The sequence below is a fragment of the Arthrobacter sp. GCM10027362 genome, assembly GCF_042679445.1.
Lineage (GTDB): Bacteria > Actinomycetota > Actinomycetes > Actinomycetales > Micrococcaceae > Crystallibacter.
Genome location: NZ_JBHTML010000090.1, coordinates 1 through 15,838 on the forward strand (window position 1 = coordinate 1; position 15,838 = coordinate 15,838).

Sequence of the window (15,838 nt, forward strand, 5' to 3'; positions counted from 1 at the left end):
GGGCGCCGGGCAGGCGCTGGCGTGGCTGGATGCCTCCGTGGACGCCGCGGCCCGGGAACGGGACGCGGCCGAAGAAGTGCGTGCGGCTTGGGAGGCCGAGCTGGCCACGGTCCGGACCGCCACCGCGGCGCTGGCCGACGAACTGCGCGAACTCACCGATGCGGTGCACCGGGACGAGCTGGCCCGGGCCCAGCAGCGGCTGCGCATCGAGGCACTGCAGGCCCGGGCCATCGAGGAGCTGGGCATGACCGCCGACCACCTGGTGGCCCAGTACGGGCCGGACCAGCCGGTCCCCGCGGCGCCGGCCGCGGGCGGGAACGGCAAGCCGGACAAGTGGGCCGCGCTGCGCACCGAGGTGGACGAAGACCGCAATCCCGTCCAGGCGACGGTGCCGTTCGTGCGGGCCGAGCAGGAAAAGCGGCTGAAGAAGGCCGAGCGGGACCTCGCCGCCCTGGGCCGGGTCAACCCGCTGGCCCTGGAGGAATTTGCCGCGCTGGAGGAACGCCACCAGTTCCTGAGCACCCAGCTTGAGGATCTCAAGGCCAGCCGCAGGGACCTGCTGGACATCATCCGCGAGGTGGACGAACGCGTGGAGCAGGTATTCTCCGAGGCCTTCAAGGACACCGCCGAGCAGTTCGTCCGGGTCTTCGGCCGGCTGTTCCCCGGCGGCGAGGGCCGGCTGGTGCTGACCAACCCGGAGGACATGCTCACCACCGGCATCGAAGTCGAGGCCCGCCCGGCGGGGAAGAAGATCAAGCGGCTCTCGCTGCTTTCCGGCGGCGAGCGCTCGCTGACGGCGGTGGCGCTGCTGGTGGCCATCTTCAAGGCGCGCCCGTCCCCGTTCTACGTGATGGACGAGGTCGAGGCAGCCCTGGACGACACGAACCTCGGGCGGCTGATCACCATCTTCGAGGAGCTGCGCGAGTCCAGCCAGCTGATCGTGATCACGCACCAGAAGCGCACCATGGAGGTGGCGGACGCCCTCTACGGGGTGACCATGCGCGGCGACGGCGTCTCCACCGTCATCTCCCAGCGCATCACCGCCGCCAGCGCCTGACCCCTGTCCTGCACGCGGGGACTGTTTCCCGGCACCCCGGCGCCAATTTTCAGCAGCATAGGACCTGCCGGAGCCGCTCCGGCTGCCGGCGGCCCCGGGCAGGGAACCGGCAGGAGCCTTTCATGGCATTTCTGCCGGAGCTAGGGGCGGGCGGAGCACAGGACCTTGGCATTGCCGAAGCCGGCGATCCCGACCCCGCTGCTGGCGCCGTCCCACGACATGCCCACTGAAAACTTCCCGGCATGACGAAGGTCGATCCGGCTCTTCACATATTCATCAGCAGCGATGTGTCCAATCTCGTGCATTTCGTCATCAACGAACGCCGCGAAGATTCCGGCGGGAGCCTCAAACACCTCATCGTCGAAGCCCACTGTCGCTTCGAACTGCCGGCACTTGCCCTTCAGGTCCCACATGTCGAGGTAGATATCGTCCTCGGCGTCAAGGGAACTCAGCACCCCCAGCAGGCTGTTGACGTACCGGACGCCGTTGATGGTGGCGGGACCGCCGACGAACCGGATGCCGGTGCCGGTCGCGTACGCCGATAGGGGCGTGGAGTCCGCGAGGTAATACCACTTGTACACGGTGAATTTCTTTGTCGCGCTGCTTGCCGCGCTGATGCCCGTTGCCGCCGGTGCATGCACACGGAGCGAAAGCGGACCTGCCGACTGTGCCGTGGCCGCAAGGCTGAAGCCGGCGCTTTGGGTCACCTTGGCGGAAGCAATCCTGGTCCACCTCCTGTCCTTGTACTGCTGCAGATACAGTGTCCTGCCCACAAGACCGGAACTGGCTTTGCCCTTGACGGTGATGGTCTGGCCGGCGGTCGGACTCGTGGTCGAGGTGGAGCTGATCCTGATGCTCTGCTTGACGCCAACCTTCTTGATGCCGCTCGCGGATTTCCTTGCCTTGCTCGATCCAGCGAATACGGCCCTGAACTCTTGGTCTTTCCGGAGCCCCTTGGCTGTCGCGCTGACCTGGCCTTTCAGGTTGGTCTTGGCCTTGGCTATGGTCTTCCAGTCCTTGGCGCCGACGGTCCGTTGCTGCAACCGCACGGTGCTCTTCGGCAGGCCCTTGCCGTTCCTCTTGAGCGTAGCCGTCACCTTGACCTTGCCGCCGGCCGTCACCGTCGTGGCAGACACGGCCGTCGTCAGCGTGGTCTTGGCCGCGGCGGCCTGTGCCGGGCCGGCCAGTCCCAACACCAGGCTGCCTGCCGTCACAACGGCTGCCAAAACGGCCAGCAGCCGTTTCCAAGAGGCAGCGGATATCGACAGCCTCGAATAGTCCCCCAAATTCATGCCTTTCCTCGAAGTCCGGCACCCGGTTTTGGCTAAACGGGGGACCCGGACGTGTGTGCGGAGTGAAATCCGGGCGGCCGTATTGCCGCTTGGTCGCCGGGTGGTCAACAGGTTAGCAAGGGGGCAGTGACAAAATTCGAACCGCCACGGATCTTCGGGTCAGTCCCTCGCGTAGCGGGTCACGAAATTGCGCAGGATCAGCTGCGGGATGGTGATGTGGCTGCCACGGACGAGGGCAATGATCTCCTCGGCCTGCTGCGGCGGGAAGTACCCGGCGTGCCGATAGGCGTAGATCCGGGTGATCAGCCCCTTGACGTCCAGTTCGGGATGGAACTGGGTGGCGTATAGGTTTTTCTTCAGGCGGAACATCTGCACCGGACAGCGATCGGAACGGGCCAGCAGTTCGGCCCCGGCGGGCAGCCGCGAACAGCCCTCCTTGTGGCCGACGAATGCCGCGAAGCGCGAAGGCACCCCCGCCAGCATCGGATCCCGGGCGGCGCCGTCGGCGAGGATGACCTCGACTTCGCCCACGGGCTCGCCGAACCGGCGGTCCACGGCCCCGCCCTGGTGAAGGCCGAGGGTCGAGACCCCGTAGCAGGCGCCGAAGAACGGAAAGTCGGCGTCGACCACTGTATCGAGCAGTCCGGACAGCTCCGCTTCCACGCGCAGCTGCGTGGGGGACTTCCGCGCCGGCGGATCGCTGGAGGTGAACGGGCTGCCTCCGAGGATGATGCCGCTGAACTGCGACAGGTCCAGTTCCGGGAGGGGAGCGGAGTCCAGCCGCACGCGCCGCAGTTCCCCGGGCTGCAGGCAGCCGAAGCGCAGCAGGGCCGAGTATTCCTCGTCTGCGACGGTGTCCTCGGGCCGGGCGCCCAGGAACAGGAACGGTTTCATGCGGCGGTACCGGCGGGCCGGCGACTCCCTACTTCTTCAGGACGGCCGGAGGGAACTTCTTCCAGGCCTGCCGGAACCGCTTCACGGACTCGGCCGCCCCTTCCTGTTCCAAGGCATGCAGGCGGCCATAGGTGAAGCCGTTTTCGCCCAGGCTGAGGGATTCGGCACCGAGCCGGCGCAGCAGCTGGCGGGCGACCACGCTGTCCTGGTGCGCGCCCAGGATGTCCTGGACCTCATGGGAGGCGGCCTCCAGCCGGTCCGCGTGCCTGGGGGCGACCGGCGCTGCGGCCTCGGCCGCATAGCGCAGGCGCTTGGCGCATTTGCGCGCTTCGTGCAGCAGCGGATCCGGGTCCTTCTCTCCGGCAGGAACGCCGCCGGCCGCCTTGACGGCCCGCTTCAGCCGTTTCATGTCCCGCCGGACCAGCTTGGGGATCACCTTGCCTGCCGGCTTCGAGGCCTGCGGCGTCAGCGGCGGATCCGCCAGCAGTGCGTCCAAGGCGTCCAGCAGCCGGAAGTACCGGTCCTGGTCCAAGGCCCGCAGCACCGCTGCGCGGGCGTCCCGGTAGGACTGGCCAAAATCGATGTCCAGCCGGCGGCTGACCGGCCCCAGGACCAGGGTGGCGTCTTCGCGGGCGAGCATGCCGGCCAGCCGCTGCTGCATCACCGCGGCGTCCCGGGCAGCGCCCAGGACGTGGCCCAGCCAGCGCAGCTCGCTTCGCAGCCGGTCGGTGACGTCGGCCTGCAGCAGCCTCCGGTGCGTGGCCAGGGCCGAGCGCAGGCGCCGGGTGGCCAGCCGCATCTGGTGCACGGAGTCGGGGGCGTCCAGGCGCACCAGCGGGTCCTGCTCCTTGAGCACCCGGACCTGCTGGTCAAGATAGCCGAGCATCACGGCGCCGGCGGAACCTTTGCGCTTCGGTTGCGGCGGCTGCGGCGCCGCCGGGAGGACACGGTCGCCGAGCGCGCGGGCCAGCTTCGAGCCGTGGCCTGCCGGCTGGACCCCGGCACCGGCGAACAGGGCCTCTCCGGCATCGAGCAGGTCCTGGTGGCCGTCCACGAGTTCGATTTCCCACTCCCGCCACCGGGTGCTGGCAGGTTCGGGTCCGAGGGACCGGGCCTGCACATGGTCGTCGCTCATGTCGGCCAGGAGCACATCGTTGGCCCCGCGCAGGCTGTGGACTACCCGCCGGGTCTGCAGCCGCGCCACCGGGACCAGGTTCCTTTCCCTGACATGCACGCGCACCAGCTGCAGCAGCGGCGCGGGGACGTCTTCGGAGTCTTCTCCCAACGGCTCGTGAAATTCGCGCCGGCCGCCGTCTTCGGGAAGCTTCAGGTGCCATCCGGCGTCGCTGCCGCCGGTCCGGCGCCGCAGGGTGATGCGCCGCGAGGCGAGGACCAGGTCCTCGGTGTCGTAGTACACGGCCTCCAGCTGGTGTTCGACCGGCTGTTCCACCCGGCTGACTCCCGGCAGTTCGTGCAGCGCAGGCACCGGGGTGTCCTCATCGACGTCGTACTTGCGCTCTATCTCCACGATACCGGGGGAGGCCATAGCCAAATCTTATGTCTTGGGGCCAAGATGTGACAGTGAGCGCAGGCTGGAGGCGCTCGCCGGAAAAAAATTAACGCGGAGTTCATACGGGCGCCGTAAATTTGGCATGGGGAATCTTCCAGACCAGGGGAAGGACAGTCATGGAAACTGCACCCATCGAGCAGTGGTGGGACAAGTTGGATCCGGAAATCCGGGAATGGTTCATCAATAATCCCGGCGCGGTGATCCTGCCGCGGACAGTGGTCAACGCCATCAACGAGGTGCGCGGCAACGGGAACGGGCCCGGGCAGCTGGAGGTGTCCGCGCAGGACCGCGAATTCATCAAGGAGATGGCGGAGGCGCGCCGGCGCGAGCGCACCGGCGGGAGCACCTGACCGAGGACGGCGGTGCTGTGAGAAGCTAGGGTCTGTGAACGACGTATCCCTGATCATTCTCTACGCTGTCATAGCCATCGCCGTCATAGGTTCCGTCGCCATCCTGCTGCTGAAGGGCCGCCGGACCCCGCCCGGAACCTATACCACCACCCGCGACGCCAACGACCAGCCGTTGGCCGGCGGAGGCACCGACACGCTGGAGGCCCCGCCGCAGGAGGCGCCCGCCCCGCCGGTCCCCGGGACCGGGCTGCCCGAGGCCGAAGTCGAGGTGGCCGAGGACCTGACCGGCATCGAGGCCATCCCGGTGGAGACCCCGGCCCCGGTCCAGGGCCGGCTGGCCCGGCTGCGCGCCCGGCTGGTCAAGTCCAACAACGCCCTGGGCAAGGGCCTGCTGGCACTGCTTTCGCGGGACAGGATCGACGAGGATGTCTGGGACGAGATCGAGGAAACCCTGCTGCTGGCGGACCTCGGCCCGGAGCCGACCACCGAGCTGGTGGAGGCGCTGCGGGACCGGGTCAAGATCGCCGGCAGCCAGGATCCTGACGAAGTCAAGGCGATGCTGCGGGAGGAGCTGATCAAGCTCGTCGACCCGGAGATGGACCGCAGCCTGGCCGTGGAACGGCATGCGGACCGGCCCGCCGTCGTCCTGGTGGTCGGCGTCAACGGCGTCGGCAAGACCACCACCGTGGGCAAGCTGGCCCGGGTGCTGGTGGCCGAGGACAAGGACGTGCTGTTGGGCGCGGCGGATACCTTCCGTGCCGCCGCCGCGGAGCAGCTGGCCACCTGGGGCCAGCGCGTTGGGGTGCCGACGGTGAAGTCCGACGTTGACGGCGCCGATCCCGCCTCCGTCGCCTTCGAGGCGGTGAAGGCCGGGATCGAGCAGGAAGTGGACGTCGTCATGGTCGACACCGCCGGCCGGCTGCAGAACAAGGTCGGGCTGATGGATGAGCTGGGCAAGGTCAAGCGCGTGATCGAGAAGCAGGCCGCGGTGGACGAGGTGCTGCTGGTGCTGGATGCGACCACGGGGCAAAACGGGCTGAACCAGGCCAAGGTCTTCTCCGAGGTCGTGAACATCACCGGCATCGTGCTGACCAAGCTGGACGGCACCGCCAAGGGCGGCATCGTGGTGGCCATCCAGCGCAGCCTGGGCGTGCCGGTGAAGCTGGTGGGCCTGGGCGAGGGCCCCGACGACCTGGCCCCGTTCGAACCCGAGAGCTTTGTGGACGCGCTGCTGAACTGAGGCAGAAGGATCCTCGAAGGGGCGGGCGCGTTGGAAACGCGCCCGCCCCTTCCGTTGTCCTCCGCAGTGCTCCCGCCGGCCGCCGAAGCACAGTATGATCGGCCGCATCCTGGCAAGTGCCGGGCGGAGCACCACGGGCCGGCCCGGCGAGACGAAGAGGCTAAGGCATGGGCAAGCACGTGCGGGGCGGCGGGTTGGAGATCTGGACCGAGCAGGCCGGCGAAGGACCGGACGTGCTGCTGATCGGGGGCCTGGGCGACACCGTCGAATCGTGGCAGTTCCAGCTGGACGGACTCGCCGGCAGCTTCCGGCTCACCGCCTTCGACAACCGCGGGGCGGGCCGGACCGCCATGCCGCCCGGACCGGTAACGGTGGAGCAGATGGCCGACGACGCTGCGGAGGTGCTCCACGCGCTCGATGTTCCCGCAGCGCACGTGGCGGGCTTCTCCGGCGGCAGCATCATCGCCCAGGAGCTGGCGCTCCGGCACCCGCAGCTGGTGCGCAGCCTGGTCCTGCAGAGCACCTGGCCGGCGCCGGATGCCTACCTGCGCCGCTGGGATCGTCTGGTCCGCTGGCTGGTGCAGACGGCTCCTACCGAGCGCGACTTCCTGGAGATGTTCTTCCTTGACATCTACACCGCCCGGGCGCATGACGACGGCACCGTCGACAGGTTCATCGAGGAGGTGCTGGCCTTCCCGCACAAGCAGCGGACCGAGGACCTGCTGCGCTTTCTGGACGCGATCATGGACCACGATACAACCGGGCGCCTGCCCCGGATCACCGCCCCGGCACTCGTCCTGGCCGGCGGCCGGGATGCGACGCTGCGCCCGGACCTGGTCCGCGCAGTGGCGGAGCTGATCCCCGGCGCACGCTTCGAGGTGCTGGAGGGAGAGGCTCACCAGCCCTTCCAGGAGGTGCCCGACGAGTGGAACGCCCGCGTGGCCGCTTTCTGGCGCGAGGTGGAATAGTCAGGCAGTGCCGTCCGGGCGTTGCTGCAGCTGCGGCTCCCGGATGAGCGTCTCGCGGCCAAAGGCCAGCCACACCAGCGCCGAGACCAGCAGGATTGCCCCGGTGGCGGCGAAGGCCCAGCCGTAGGAGAGCCGGTCCGCGAGCGCCCCGGCCAGGACCGGGCCGAGGATGGCCCCGGCGTCGGTGGCCATCTGGAAGGTTGCCAGCACCTTGCCGCCGTTGCGCTCGTTGCCGACCACATCGGCCACCGCCGCCTGCTGGGAAGGGTTCAGCAGGCCCGAGCCGAAGCCTGCCACCACCGAGAGCACGACGAACAGCGGCACATTGTCCGTGAAGCCCACGGCGCCCAGGGCCAGCCCGGTGACCACCAGCCCGGTAATGACCATGGGCTTGCGCCCGAGGGTGTCGGCCAGCCGCCCGGAAAAGGTCAGCGCCGCCGCATTGCCCACCGCGAAGACGGCCAGGGCCAGGCCCGCCGTGGACGGGCCGGCCAGCAGTACCGCGCCGGCAAAGAGCGGGATCAGGGACATCCGGACCCCGAAGGTTGCCCAGCCGTTGGCAAAGGCGGACACCAGGGATGCCCGGTACGTGCCGTCGGCGAGCGCCTCCCGGACGGTCATCGGCGGCGAAGCCGCGGTGCCATCGCCGCCGGCGGCGTTCCGCGGCTCACGGAGCATGACGGCGACGACGGCAGCCGCGACCACCAGCGCTGCCGCATACACCAGGAACGGCACGCGCAGGCCCCAGCCGGCCAGCAGCCCGCCGGCCACCGGGCCCAGGATGCCGCCCATCAGGAAGGTCCCGGCATAGGCGCTGGACACGCGCCCGCGGCCGTCCGGCGGGGCCAGCCGGACCAGCAGCGCCATGGCGGAGACAGTGAACATGGTGGAGCCGATCCCGCCCAGGCCCCGGTAGAGCAGCAGCTGCCAGTAGTTCTGCGCGAAGGCGCAGGCGCCCGTGGACAGGGCCACGATCAGCACCCCGCTGACGTAGACCTTCCGCTCGCCCAGCCGGGCGGTCAGGCTGCCGCTGGTGGGCGCGAAGATCAGCCGGGTGAACGCGAACACGCTGACAATGACGGATGCCGCCGCGACCCCGACGTCGAAACTGGCGGCGAACTGGGGCAGCACCGGGGCCACCAGTCCGTAGCCGAGGGCGATCACGAACGCTGCGGCGAGCAGGACCTTGATTTCCCGCGGCAGCCGCACACGCGGGGCAGCTGCGGGACGGCCGGAAGCGCCGCGCGCAAGACGTGGAAGGGGCATGACGTCAAGCCTAGCCGAGGGTCCCGCCGCGAGCCTGCGGGTGGTGGGAGGCGGCTGGACGGTAACCCGGCGGGAAATCCGGCCGGTGCATCGTCTTCATGCCGTTTTTACATTTCCGGCTTCCTTGTAACACTGCCGAAATCTGGCACTGGAACGGCCGAAACACGGCGGCGGCACTCTGGTGGTGGCGGGAATGGCCCGCCTTCGACGAGAGGACGTGAAGATGGATCTGACGGCAGGTCACGTCTGGGTTATGGTTTCCGCGGCCCTGGTGCTTCTGATGACACCGGGAGTGGCATTCTTCTACGGCGGCATGACCCGGGCCAAAGCAGCGTTGAACATGATGATGATGAGCTTCATCTCCATCGGCCTGGTCGCCGTGGTCTGGGTGCTCTGGGGCTACTCGATGACCAGCGGCGATGGCGTCGCCCAGCTGTTCGGCAACCCGTTCGCGTCCTTCGGCATGTCGGGCCTGATCAACACCGAAAAGCTGATCAGCGCCGGTTACGGAGCCACCTTCGCCATCATCACGGTGGCCCTGATCTCCGGGGCGATCGCCGACCGCTCCAAGTTCGGCGCCTGGGCCATCTTCGTGCCGGTCTGGGCCACCCTGGTCTACTGCCCGGTGGCCTTTATGGTCTGGGGCGGCGGCCTGCTCGGCGCCGAAGGGGCCATCGGCTCCTGGGCCGGCCAGGCAATCGACTTCGCCGGCGGCACCGTGGTGCACATCAACGCCGGCGTGGCGGGCCTGGTCCTGGCCCTGATCATCGGCAAGCGCAAAGGCTTCGGCAAGGATCCGGCCCAGCGCCCGCACAACATCCCGCTGGTCATGATCGGTGCCGCACTGCTGTGGTTCGGCTGGTTCGGGTTCAACGGCGGTGCCGCCGGCACTGCCCAGGAGGCCGGACTGATCTGGATCAACACCATGGCCGCTCCGGCTGCCGCGATGCTCGGCTGGCTCGTCACCGAACGGATCCGCGACGGACGCCCGACCTCCCTCGGCGCCGCCTCCGGCGTCGTCGCCGGCCTCGTGGCCATCACCCCGGCCTGTGCCAACGTCTCCCCGGTGGGGGCGATCGGCCTGGGCATCGTCGCCGGCGTCCTGGCCGCGCTCGCCGTCGGCCTGAAGTACAAGCTCGGCTACGATGACTCGCTCGACGTCGTCGGCGTCCACCTGGTGGCCGGCCTCGTCGGCACCCTGGCCCTGGGCTTCATCGCCCTGCCGGCCGACGGCGTTGGCGGCGGCCTCTTCTACGGCGGCGGGTTCGCCCAGCTGGGCGCCCAGACCGTGGCGGCGCTCTTCTCCATCGTCTACTGCGCCATCCTGACGGTCATCATCGGGCTGGCGATCCACAAGACCATCGGCTTCCGCGTCAGCGCCGAGGAAGAGACCGCCGGCGTGGACCTGACCCAGCATGCGGAAACCGCCTACGAGTTCGGCGGGCTGGGCGTCGGCGGCGCCTTCCAGCCGCTGGCTCCCGCCGCGCCGGCCGCTACCGTCCGGGATGTCCAGGAAGAGGTCAAGGCATGAAACTGGTAACTGCGATCATCCGCCCCGAAAAGCTCGACGACGTCCGCGGCAGCCTGGAAAGCTACGGGGTCCAGGGCCTGACCGTCAGCCAGGCCAGCGGCTACGGGCGCCAGCGCGGACACACCGAGGTCTACCGGGGCGCCGAGTACACGGTGGACCTGCTGCCCAAGGTGCGGATCGAGGTCCTGGTGGCGGACGAATGGGCCGGTGACATCGTCGACGTGATGGTGGCAACCGCCAACACCGGCCGGGCCGGGGACGGCAAGGTCTGGGTGATTGCCGTCGAGGAGGCCCTGCGCGTCCGCACGGGTGAACGCGGGGAGGCTGCCATTTAGCCCTCCCGGCACACCCGGGCTTCCGCCGGCTGCCGTCAGACGCAGGGCCGGAGCGGACGGCAAGGGCGGGTCCCGGTCACCGGGACCCGCCCTTGCCGCATCCGCCACCCCGCCATGCAAAAAATTGGTCAGCAGATGCTCCCCGCCGGAAGAATCCGGCCCGGCGGCGGCGTCGGCCGGGCCGGCAGCGGGGGAACGTCAGCCCAGCGGGATGTCCTCGCGGGAGGTCCCCCACCCGGCCGGGCCCTGCGAGCCGGCAGGGTATTCCTCCAGCGGCACCTGGTTGTCCGCCCAGGCCTTCAGGACCGGCTCCACAATCCGCCAGCAGTCCTCGGCGATGTCCCCGCGGACCGAGAGCAGCGGATCGCCCGTCAGGATCCCCTCGAGGACTTCGCCGTAGGGCAACAGGTCCGCGGCGTGCAGGTCGGCCTCCATCGCCACCCGGTCCAGCGTGAAGATGTCGGCCGGACCGTTGACGTCGATCTCCAGGCGGAGGGTCTCCGGGGTGAAGCCGATGCGCAGCCGGGTCGGCTGGTCCTGTCCCTTGAAGCCGGTGGGCAGGTGGTTGACCGGCTTGAAGGTGACGATGGCCTCCTTCTGCGGCCGGCCCAGGGCCTTGCCCGAGCGGAGGATGAACGGTACGCCCGCCCAGCGCTCGTTGTTGATCGACACCTCCATCTCGGCGAGCGTCTCCGTGTTGCGGGACGGGTCGATGCCGTTTTCGGCCACATAGTCGGGCACGTCCCTGTCGCCGATGCGTCCGGCGGTGTAGCGGGCGCGGCGGGTCGAGCGCCGGAAATCCGGATCCACCGAGGCGGCCCTGAGGGTGGTGCCGATATGGTCCCGCAGGTCCCGTTCCTTCAGGGTCGCCGGCGCATTGATGGCCATCAGCGCCATGATCTGCAGCAGGTGGCTCTGGATCATGTCCCGGAGCGCGCCGGCGTGGTCGTAGTAGCGCGCGCGGCCCTCCAGGGTCAGGCTCTCGTCATAGAAGATTTCCACCTTGGCCACATGCTGGGCGTTGAAGAGCGGTTCCAGCAGGCGGTTGGCGAAGCGCAGGCCCAGGATGTTGAAGACGGTGGCCTTGCCCAGGAAATGGTCCACCCGGTGGATACGGTCCTCCGGGACCAGCCCGAGCAGGGTCTGGTTCAGGGCCTGGGCGGACTCGAGGCCGGAACCGAAGGGCTTCTCCAGGGCCAGCCGCGTGTCCTCCGGAAGCTCCTCCGGCTTGAGCACCTCGCAGGCCTTCTGGCTGACGGCCGGAGGCAGGGCGAAGTACAGCGCCACCGGCGCCTCGAGCGAAGCGACCAGGCCGCCCAGGGCGCCCGGCGCCGTGACATCCACCTGCTGGTACGAGGTCTGGTCGCGGACGAGCTCAAGCTCCCGCGCGCCGGCCTCGTTCTGCGCCGGCTTGCAGCCGTCGAACGCCGCGGCCACGCGGTCCTTCCACTGTTGCTGGGTCCAGTCATCCGAGGCCGCGCCCACCAGCTGCAGCCCGGTGGTCCGTCCCAGGGCCAGCAGCTTGCCCAGCCCGGGCAGCAGCAGCCGGCCGGTCAGGTCCCCGGAGGCGCCCAGGATGAGCAGGGTGCGGATGCGTACGGGCCGGTCGTCGGGGGTCTGCACCGGCTCGGTTATCGGTTCTGCGCTCACAGCTCCCACCTTGCCACGGGCGGGCGGTGCGTGGAATGGGCAGCGGCAATTGATACCCTAGGTAGTTGAACTCCGGCCGCGGCCGGGGAAGTTGTCCTCGATCAACGAAAGAAGCACGGCGCGTGTTCAATTCACTCTCCGACCGGTTGACCTCCACCTTCAAGAATCTGCGCGGCAAGGGACGCCTGTCCGAGGCGGACGTCGACGCCACCGTCCGCGAGATCCGCCGTGCCCTGCTGGATGCCGACGTCGCCGTGCCCGTGGTGCGCGAATTCACCGCCCACGTCAAGGAGCGCGCCCTCAGCGAGGAAGTCTCCGCGGCGCTGAACCCGGCCCAGCAGGTCGTCAAGATCGTCAACGACGAACTGGTCCGGATCCTCGGCGGCGAGACCCGGCGCATCCGCCTGGCCAAGAACCCGCCCACGGTCATCATGCTCGCCGGCCTGCAGGGTGCCGGCAAGACGACCCTGGCCGGCAAGCTGGCCAAGTGGCTCAAGGGCCAGGGCCACAGCCCGCTGCTGGTGGCCGCGGACCTGCAGCGCCCCAACGCCGTGACCCAGCTGCAGGTCAACGGCCGGCGCGCCGGGGTGCCCGTGTTCGCACCCCATCCGGGCGTGCAGTCCGAGTTCGAAGCCGCGACCGGGGATCCGGTCGCAGTCGCCCGCGGCGGCGTCGCCGAGGCGCGGCAGAAGCTGCACGACGTCGTGATCGTGGATACCGCCGGCCGGCTGGGCATCGACGCCGAGATGATGCAGCAGGCCGCGGACATCCGTGCCGCCATCAACCCGGACGAAGTCCTGTTCGTCATCGACGCGATGATCGGCCAGGACGCGGTCAACACCGCACTGGCGTTCGAAGAGGGCGTGGACTTCACCGGCGTCGTGCTGGCCAAGCTCGACGGCGATGCGCGCGGCGGTGCCGCGCTGTCCGTTGCGTCCGTGACCGGCAAGCCGGTGATGTTCGCCTCCACCGGCGAAAGCCTCGACGACTTCGAGCTCTTCCACCCGGACCGGATGGCCAACCGCATCCTGGACATGGGCGACATCCTCACCCTGATCGAACAGGCGGAGAAGACCTGGGACAAAGAGGAAGCCGCCCGGATGGCGAAGAAATTCGTCGACCAGGAGGACTTCACCCTGGATGACTTCCTCGCCCAGATGCAGCAGATCCGCAACATGGGTTCGATGAAGAAGCTGCTGATGATGATGCCGGGCGCCGCGAGCATGCGCCAGCAGCTGGAGAACTTCGACGAGCGCGAGATCGACAGGGTCGAGGCGATCGTGCGCTCCATGACTCCGCATGAGCGCCTGGCGCCGAAGATCATCAACGGCTCCCGCCGCGCGCGCATCGCCCGCGGTTCCGGCGTCCACGTCTCCGAGGTCAACGCCCTGCTGGAGCGTTTCGGCCAGGCCCAGAAAATGATGAAGAAGATGGCCCAGGGCGGCGGCATCCCCGGCATGCCGGGGATGGCCGGTCCCGGCGGCTTTGGCGGTGCCCGGAAGGGCAAGCAGGCCGCCAAGGGCAAGAAGAAGGCCCGCTCCGGCAACCCGGCCAAGGCAGCCCAGGAACTGGCCGCCGCGGAGGCCCGCCGGGCCAATGCCGCCAAGGCCCTGCCAACCGGGGCGGCCTTCGGCGCGGGCGAGCAGGAGTTCGATCCCTCGGCGCTGAACCTGCCCAAGGGCTTCGAGAAGTTCCTCGGTAAGTAACGCTCCAGGAGGACGAACTGCGGGGCGGCCGCCGCCCCAGGGAATTCACTTATGCGCCTGCACAGCCCCCCGGAACGGATGGTCTTCGTCCACGGCGCCGGCGTGGCCGGCGCCGCGGCCTGGACGAACCTGCACGGGATGGCGCTGGGGTACGACTGTCTCTTCCTGCGCCGTCACGGCTTCGCGCCCGGCGCCGAGCCGCAGCCCACGGACTTCGCAGCAGACATGCGGATCGTGCTGGAGAACCTGGGTACGGGCGGGCATGTGGTGGCGCATGCGGAGGGCGCCGTGGCGGCAATGATGGCCGCCGTGGAGCGGCCCGACCTGGTCCGGACCCTGACCTTGTTCGAGCCGGCCTGCCTCTCCCTGACCGCGGACCTGCCGGTTACCAGGGCCTACGTGGAGCGCCGCGGGCCGCTGTTCGCCGCCCGGGACAGGCTCGACGACGAACAGTACAACCGCGAATTCTCCCGGCTGCTCTTCGGGCTGGAGGCCGGGCCGCTGCAGACCGATTCGGACCGGGCCGCCGCCCGGCGGCTGCGCCTGCAGGCTCCTCCCTGGGAGGCGCCCCTGCACATAGTGCCCGGGCTGCCCACCCTGGTGGTGACCGGCGGCTGGGAGCCGCTGTACGAGGAAGTGGCGGAGTACCTGGTCAGCACGGGTGCCATCCACCGCCACGCCGGCGGGAACCACCGTCCGCAGGACACTGCCGAGGGCAGGGCGCTGTTGACCGCATTCCTCCGTTCAGGCGCCGGGCAGGCGAACCGCCAGGGGTCCCCGCGCTAAGCGAGCGGCGGGGGTCCCCGCGCGGAGCATGTGCGGAGGCTGCGAATGGCGTGTGCGGAGGCTGCGAATGGCGTGTGGCGAGGCTGCCGATGGCGTGCGGGGAATGGCGGCGAGCGATAGCGTTGAGCTATGACTGAATCCGCCTGGGAGCCCATCGACGGCCAGTTATGGTGGCCGTGGCCGCTGGACGAGGCCGGGGTGACCGCCCTGGTCCGGGAAATGGCGGACCGTTCCCTGGTCGGGGCCTTCGCCGGCGGTCGGCCGCGGGCCGGACAGACGGTGGTAGGGGTCATTCTCGCGCGCGACGCCGACGGCCGGGTGGCCGTCCTGGACCAGGCCGGGGAGGCGGTGCCCGGCCCGCACTACCGGATGGCTGCCCAGGGGCTGGCGCTGGCCTTGGGGGCCGCCGTCGAGCTGGATGATTTCGACTTCGAGGCCCCGCCGGCGGATGCGGCCCTTGAACTGGAAACCGAACCGGAGCTGCCGGCAGCCCTGGCCGGGGGCGCGGACGAAGCTTTGCTGCGGACCGTTCTGGTCGGCAGGTTCCGCCCCGCGGACCTGGTCCTGTTCGGGGCCCTGAACCATGTGGACCTGCATGTGCTCGAGGGAGCGGTTTCCGGAGGCCGGACCCTGGTGCTGGTCCGCGGCGAGGTGGCCCCGGGGTTGTTCAACTGGCCGGCCGAGTCCAAGCCGGTGATCGCGCTGATGAACCTGGACGGGTTCCGTGCCCTCGAGGCATGGCTGCCGGGGAACCGCAAGGACCCGGCGACCAATTTCTGGCACGCCTGGGAGCCGCCCGCCAAGCCGTTTCCGTCCACGTCCCGCGCGTCCGCCTCGACGCTGCGCCTGCTCGGACGGCTGGTCCGCCCGGGCAGCCCGGACACCGCGCTGCTGACCTCCTCGCTCGGCCTTGACCAGGCAACCGTGACCCGGCTGCAGGAGCTGTTCGCCGAACTGGACGGGCCCTCCGTGCTGGGTGATGCCGCTCGCCTGCTCGGCCTGCCCGAACTGGCCGGCCAGCTGGCCGAGGGCACCGTGGACCCGCGGGCGGTAGAGAACATGTCCTGCCGGCCCCCGAAGCCGCTGGGCAGGGCCCTCCTGGAACTCATGGCCACGCCCGGTAACGGCGGCTCGCCCGGCGCCGTCTGGCACCGGGCGGTCCTGCGGCGGCCGGGGCTGCTGGCCGGCAGCGC

General features: G+C 69.5%; 14 protein-coding genes. 9 read left to right on the forward strand and 5 right to left on the reverse strand.

Annotated features, from left to right (window positions below; genetic code table 11):
- Window positions 1–1,057, forward strand: a 1,057-nt coding sequence (locus tag ACFQ36_RS13410) for an AAA family ATPase (protein WP_377014359.1), incomplete at its 5' end; no start/stop codon positions are given.
- Between the two features lie 140 nt (window positions 1,058–1,197).
- Here the strand turns inward: ACFQ36_RS13410 and ACFQ36_RS13415 are convergent.
- The 3 genes from ACFQ36_RS13415 to ACFQ36_RS13425 all read right to left on the reverse strand — a co-directional run bounded on the left by ACFQ36_RS13415 (window position 1,198) and on the right by ACFQ36_RS13425 (window position 4,789).
- Window positions 1,198–2,349 (reverse strand): hypothetical protein, encoded by a 1,152-nt coding sequence (locus ACFQ36_RS13415; RefSeq protein WP_377014361.1) that lies wholly within the window; start codon window positions 2,347–2,349, stop codon window positions 1,198–1,200.
- A 159-nt stretch (window positions 2,350–2,508) separates the two neighbouring features.
- Window positions 2,509–3,243: a glutamine amidotransferase gene (locus ACFQ36_RS13420; protein ID WP_377014363.1), complete on the reverse strand. Its 735-nt coding sequence runs from the start codon at window positions 3,241–3,243 to the stop codon at window positions 2,509–2,511.
- Window positions 3,244–3,271: 28 nt separating this feature from the next.
- Complete coding sequence (locus ACFQ36_RS13425; protein ID WP_377014364.1) at window positions 3,272–4,789, reverse strand: CHAD domain-containing protein; 1,518 nt, start codon at window positions 4,787–4,789, stop codon at window positions 3,272–3,274.
- A 140-nt stretch (window positions 4,790–4,929) separates the two neighbouring features.
- On the opposite strand from ACFQ36_RS13425, the gene ACFQ36_RS13430 reads away from it, so the two are divergent.
- The 3 genes from ACFQ36_RS13430 to ACFQ36_RS13440 all read left to right on the forward strand — a co-directional run bounded on the left by ACFQ36_RS13430 (window position 4,930) and on the right by ACFQ36_RS13440 (window position 7,371).
- Window positions 4,930–5,163 carry a hypothetical protein gene (locus tag ACFQ36_RS13430; RefSeq protein ID WP_377014366.1) on the forward strand — a complete coding sequence of 78 codons (234 nt, stop codon included), beginning with the start codon at window positions 4,930–4,932 and terminating at the stop codon, window positions 5,161–5,163.
- A 34-nt stretch (window positions 5,164–5,197) separates the two neighbouring features.
- Window positions 5,198–6,403 (forward strand): signal recognition particle-docking protein FtsY, encoded by a 1,206-nt coding sequence (gene ftsY / locus ACFQ36_RS13435; RefSeq protein ID WP_377014368.1) that lies wholly within the window; start codon window positions 5,198–5,200, stop codon window positions 6,401–6,403.
- Window positions 6,404–6,570: 167 nt separating this feature from the next.
- A complete protein-coding gene (locus ACFQ36_RS13440; protein ID WP_377014370.1) occupies window positions 6,571–7,371 on the forward strand; it encodes an alpha/beta fold hydrolase in 801 nt (266 codons plus the stop codon).
- On the opposite strand, the gene ACFQ36_RS13445 is transcribed toward ACFQ36_RS13440, so the two are convergent.
- Window positions 7,372–8,637, reverse strand: a complete 1,266-nt coding sequence (locus ACFQ36_RS13445) for an MFS transporter (RefSeq protein WP_377014372.1) — start codon at window positions 8,635–8,637, stop codon at window positions 7,372–7,374.
- Window positions 8,638–8,860: 223 nt separating this feature from the next.
- Between ACFQ36_RS13445 and ACFQ36_RS13450 the strand changes: the two genes are divergently transcribed.
- On the forward strand, window positions 8,861–10,168 hold the full coding sequence (locus ACFQ36_RS13450; protein WP_377014374.1) for an ammonium transporter: 1,308 nt from the start codon (window positions 8,861–8,863) through the stop codon (window positions 10,166–10,168).
- Window positions 10,165–10,503 carry a P-II family nitrogen regulator gene (locus ACFQ36_RS13455; protein WP_377014376.1) on the forward strand — a complete coding sequence of 113 codons (339 nt, stop codon included), beginning with the start codon at window positions 10,165–10,167 and terminating at the stop codon, window positions 10,501–10,503. The genes ACFQ36_RS13450 and ACFQ36_RS13455 overlap by 4 nt, the downstream gene beginning before the upstream one ends.
- Window positions 10,504–10,701: 198 nt before the next feature.
- On the opposite strand, the gene ACFQ36_RS13460 is transcribed toward ACFQ36_RS13455, so the two are convergent.
- On the reverse strand, window positions 10,702–12,153 hold the full coding sequence (locus ACFQ36_RS13460; RefSeq protein WP_377014378.1) for a glucose-6-phosphate dehydrogenase: 1,452 nt from the start codon (window positions 12,151–12,153) through the stop codon (window positions 10,702–10,704).
- 122 nt (window positions 12,154–12,275) lie between these two features.
- Here ACFQ36_RS13460 and ffh point away from each other — a divergent pair, with 122 nt between their 5' ends.
- The 3 genes from ffh to ACFQ36_RS13475 form a co-directional block, all read left to right on the forward strand.
- Window positions 12,276–13,859, forward strand: coding sequence for a signal recognition particle protein (gene ffh / locus ACFQ36_RS13465; protein ID WP_377014380.1), 1,584 nt, complete (start codon window positions 12,276–12,278; stop codon window positions 13,857–13,859).
- 51 nt (window positions 13,860–13,910) lie between these two features.
- Window positions 13,911–14,645: an alpha/beta hydrolase gene (locus ACFQ36_RS13470; protein WP_377014382.1), complete on the forward strand. Its 735-nt coding sequence runs from the start codon at window positions 13,911–13,913 to the stop codon at window positions 14,643–14,645.
- Window positions 14,646–14,774: 129 nt separating this feature from the next.
- Window positions 14,775–15,838 (forward strand): hypothetical protein (locus ACFQ36_RS13475; RefSeq protein ID WP_377014384.1); only part of this gene is annotated, 1,064 nt, incomplete at its 3' end.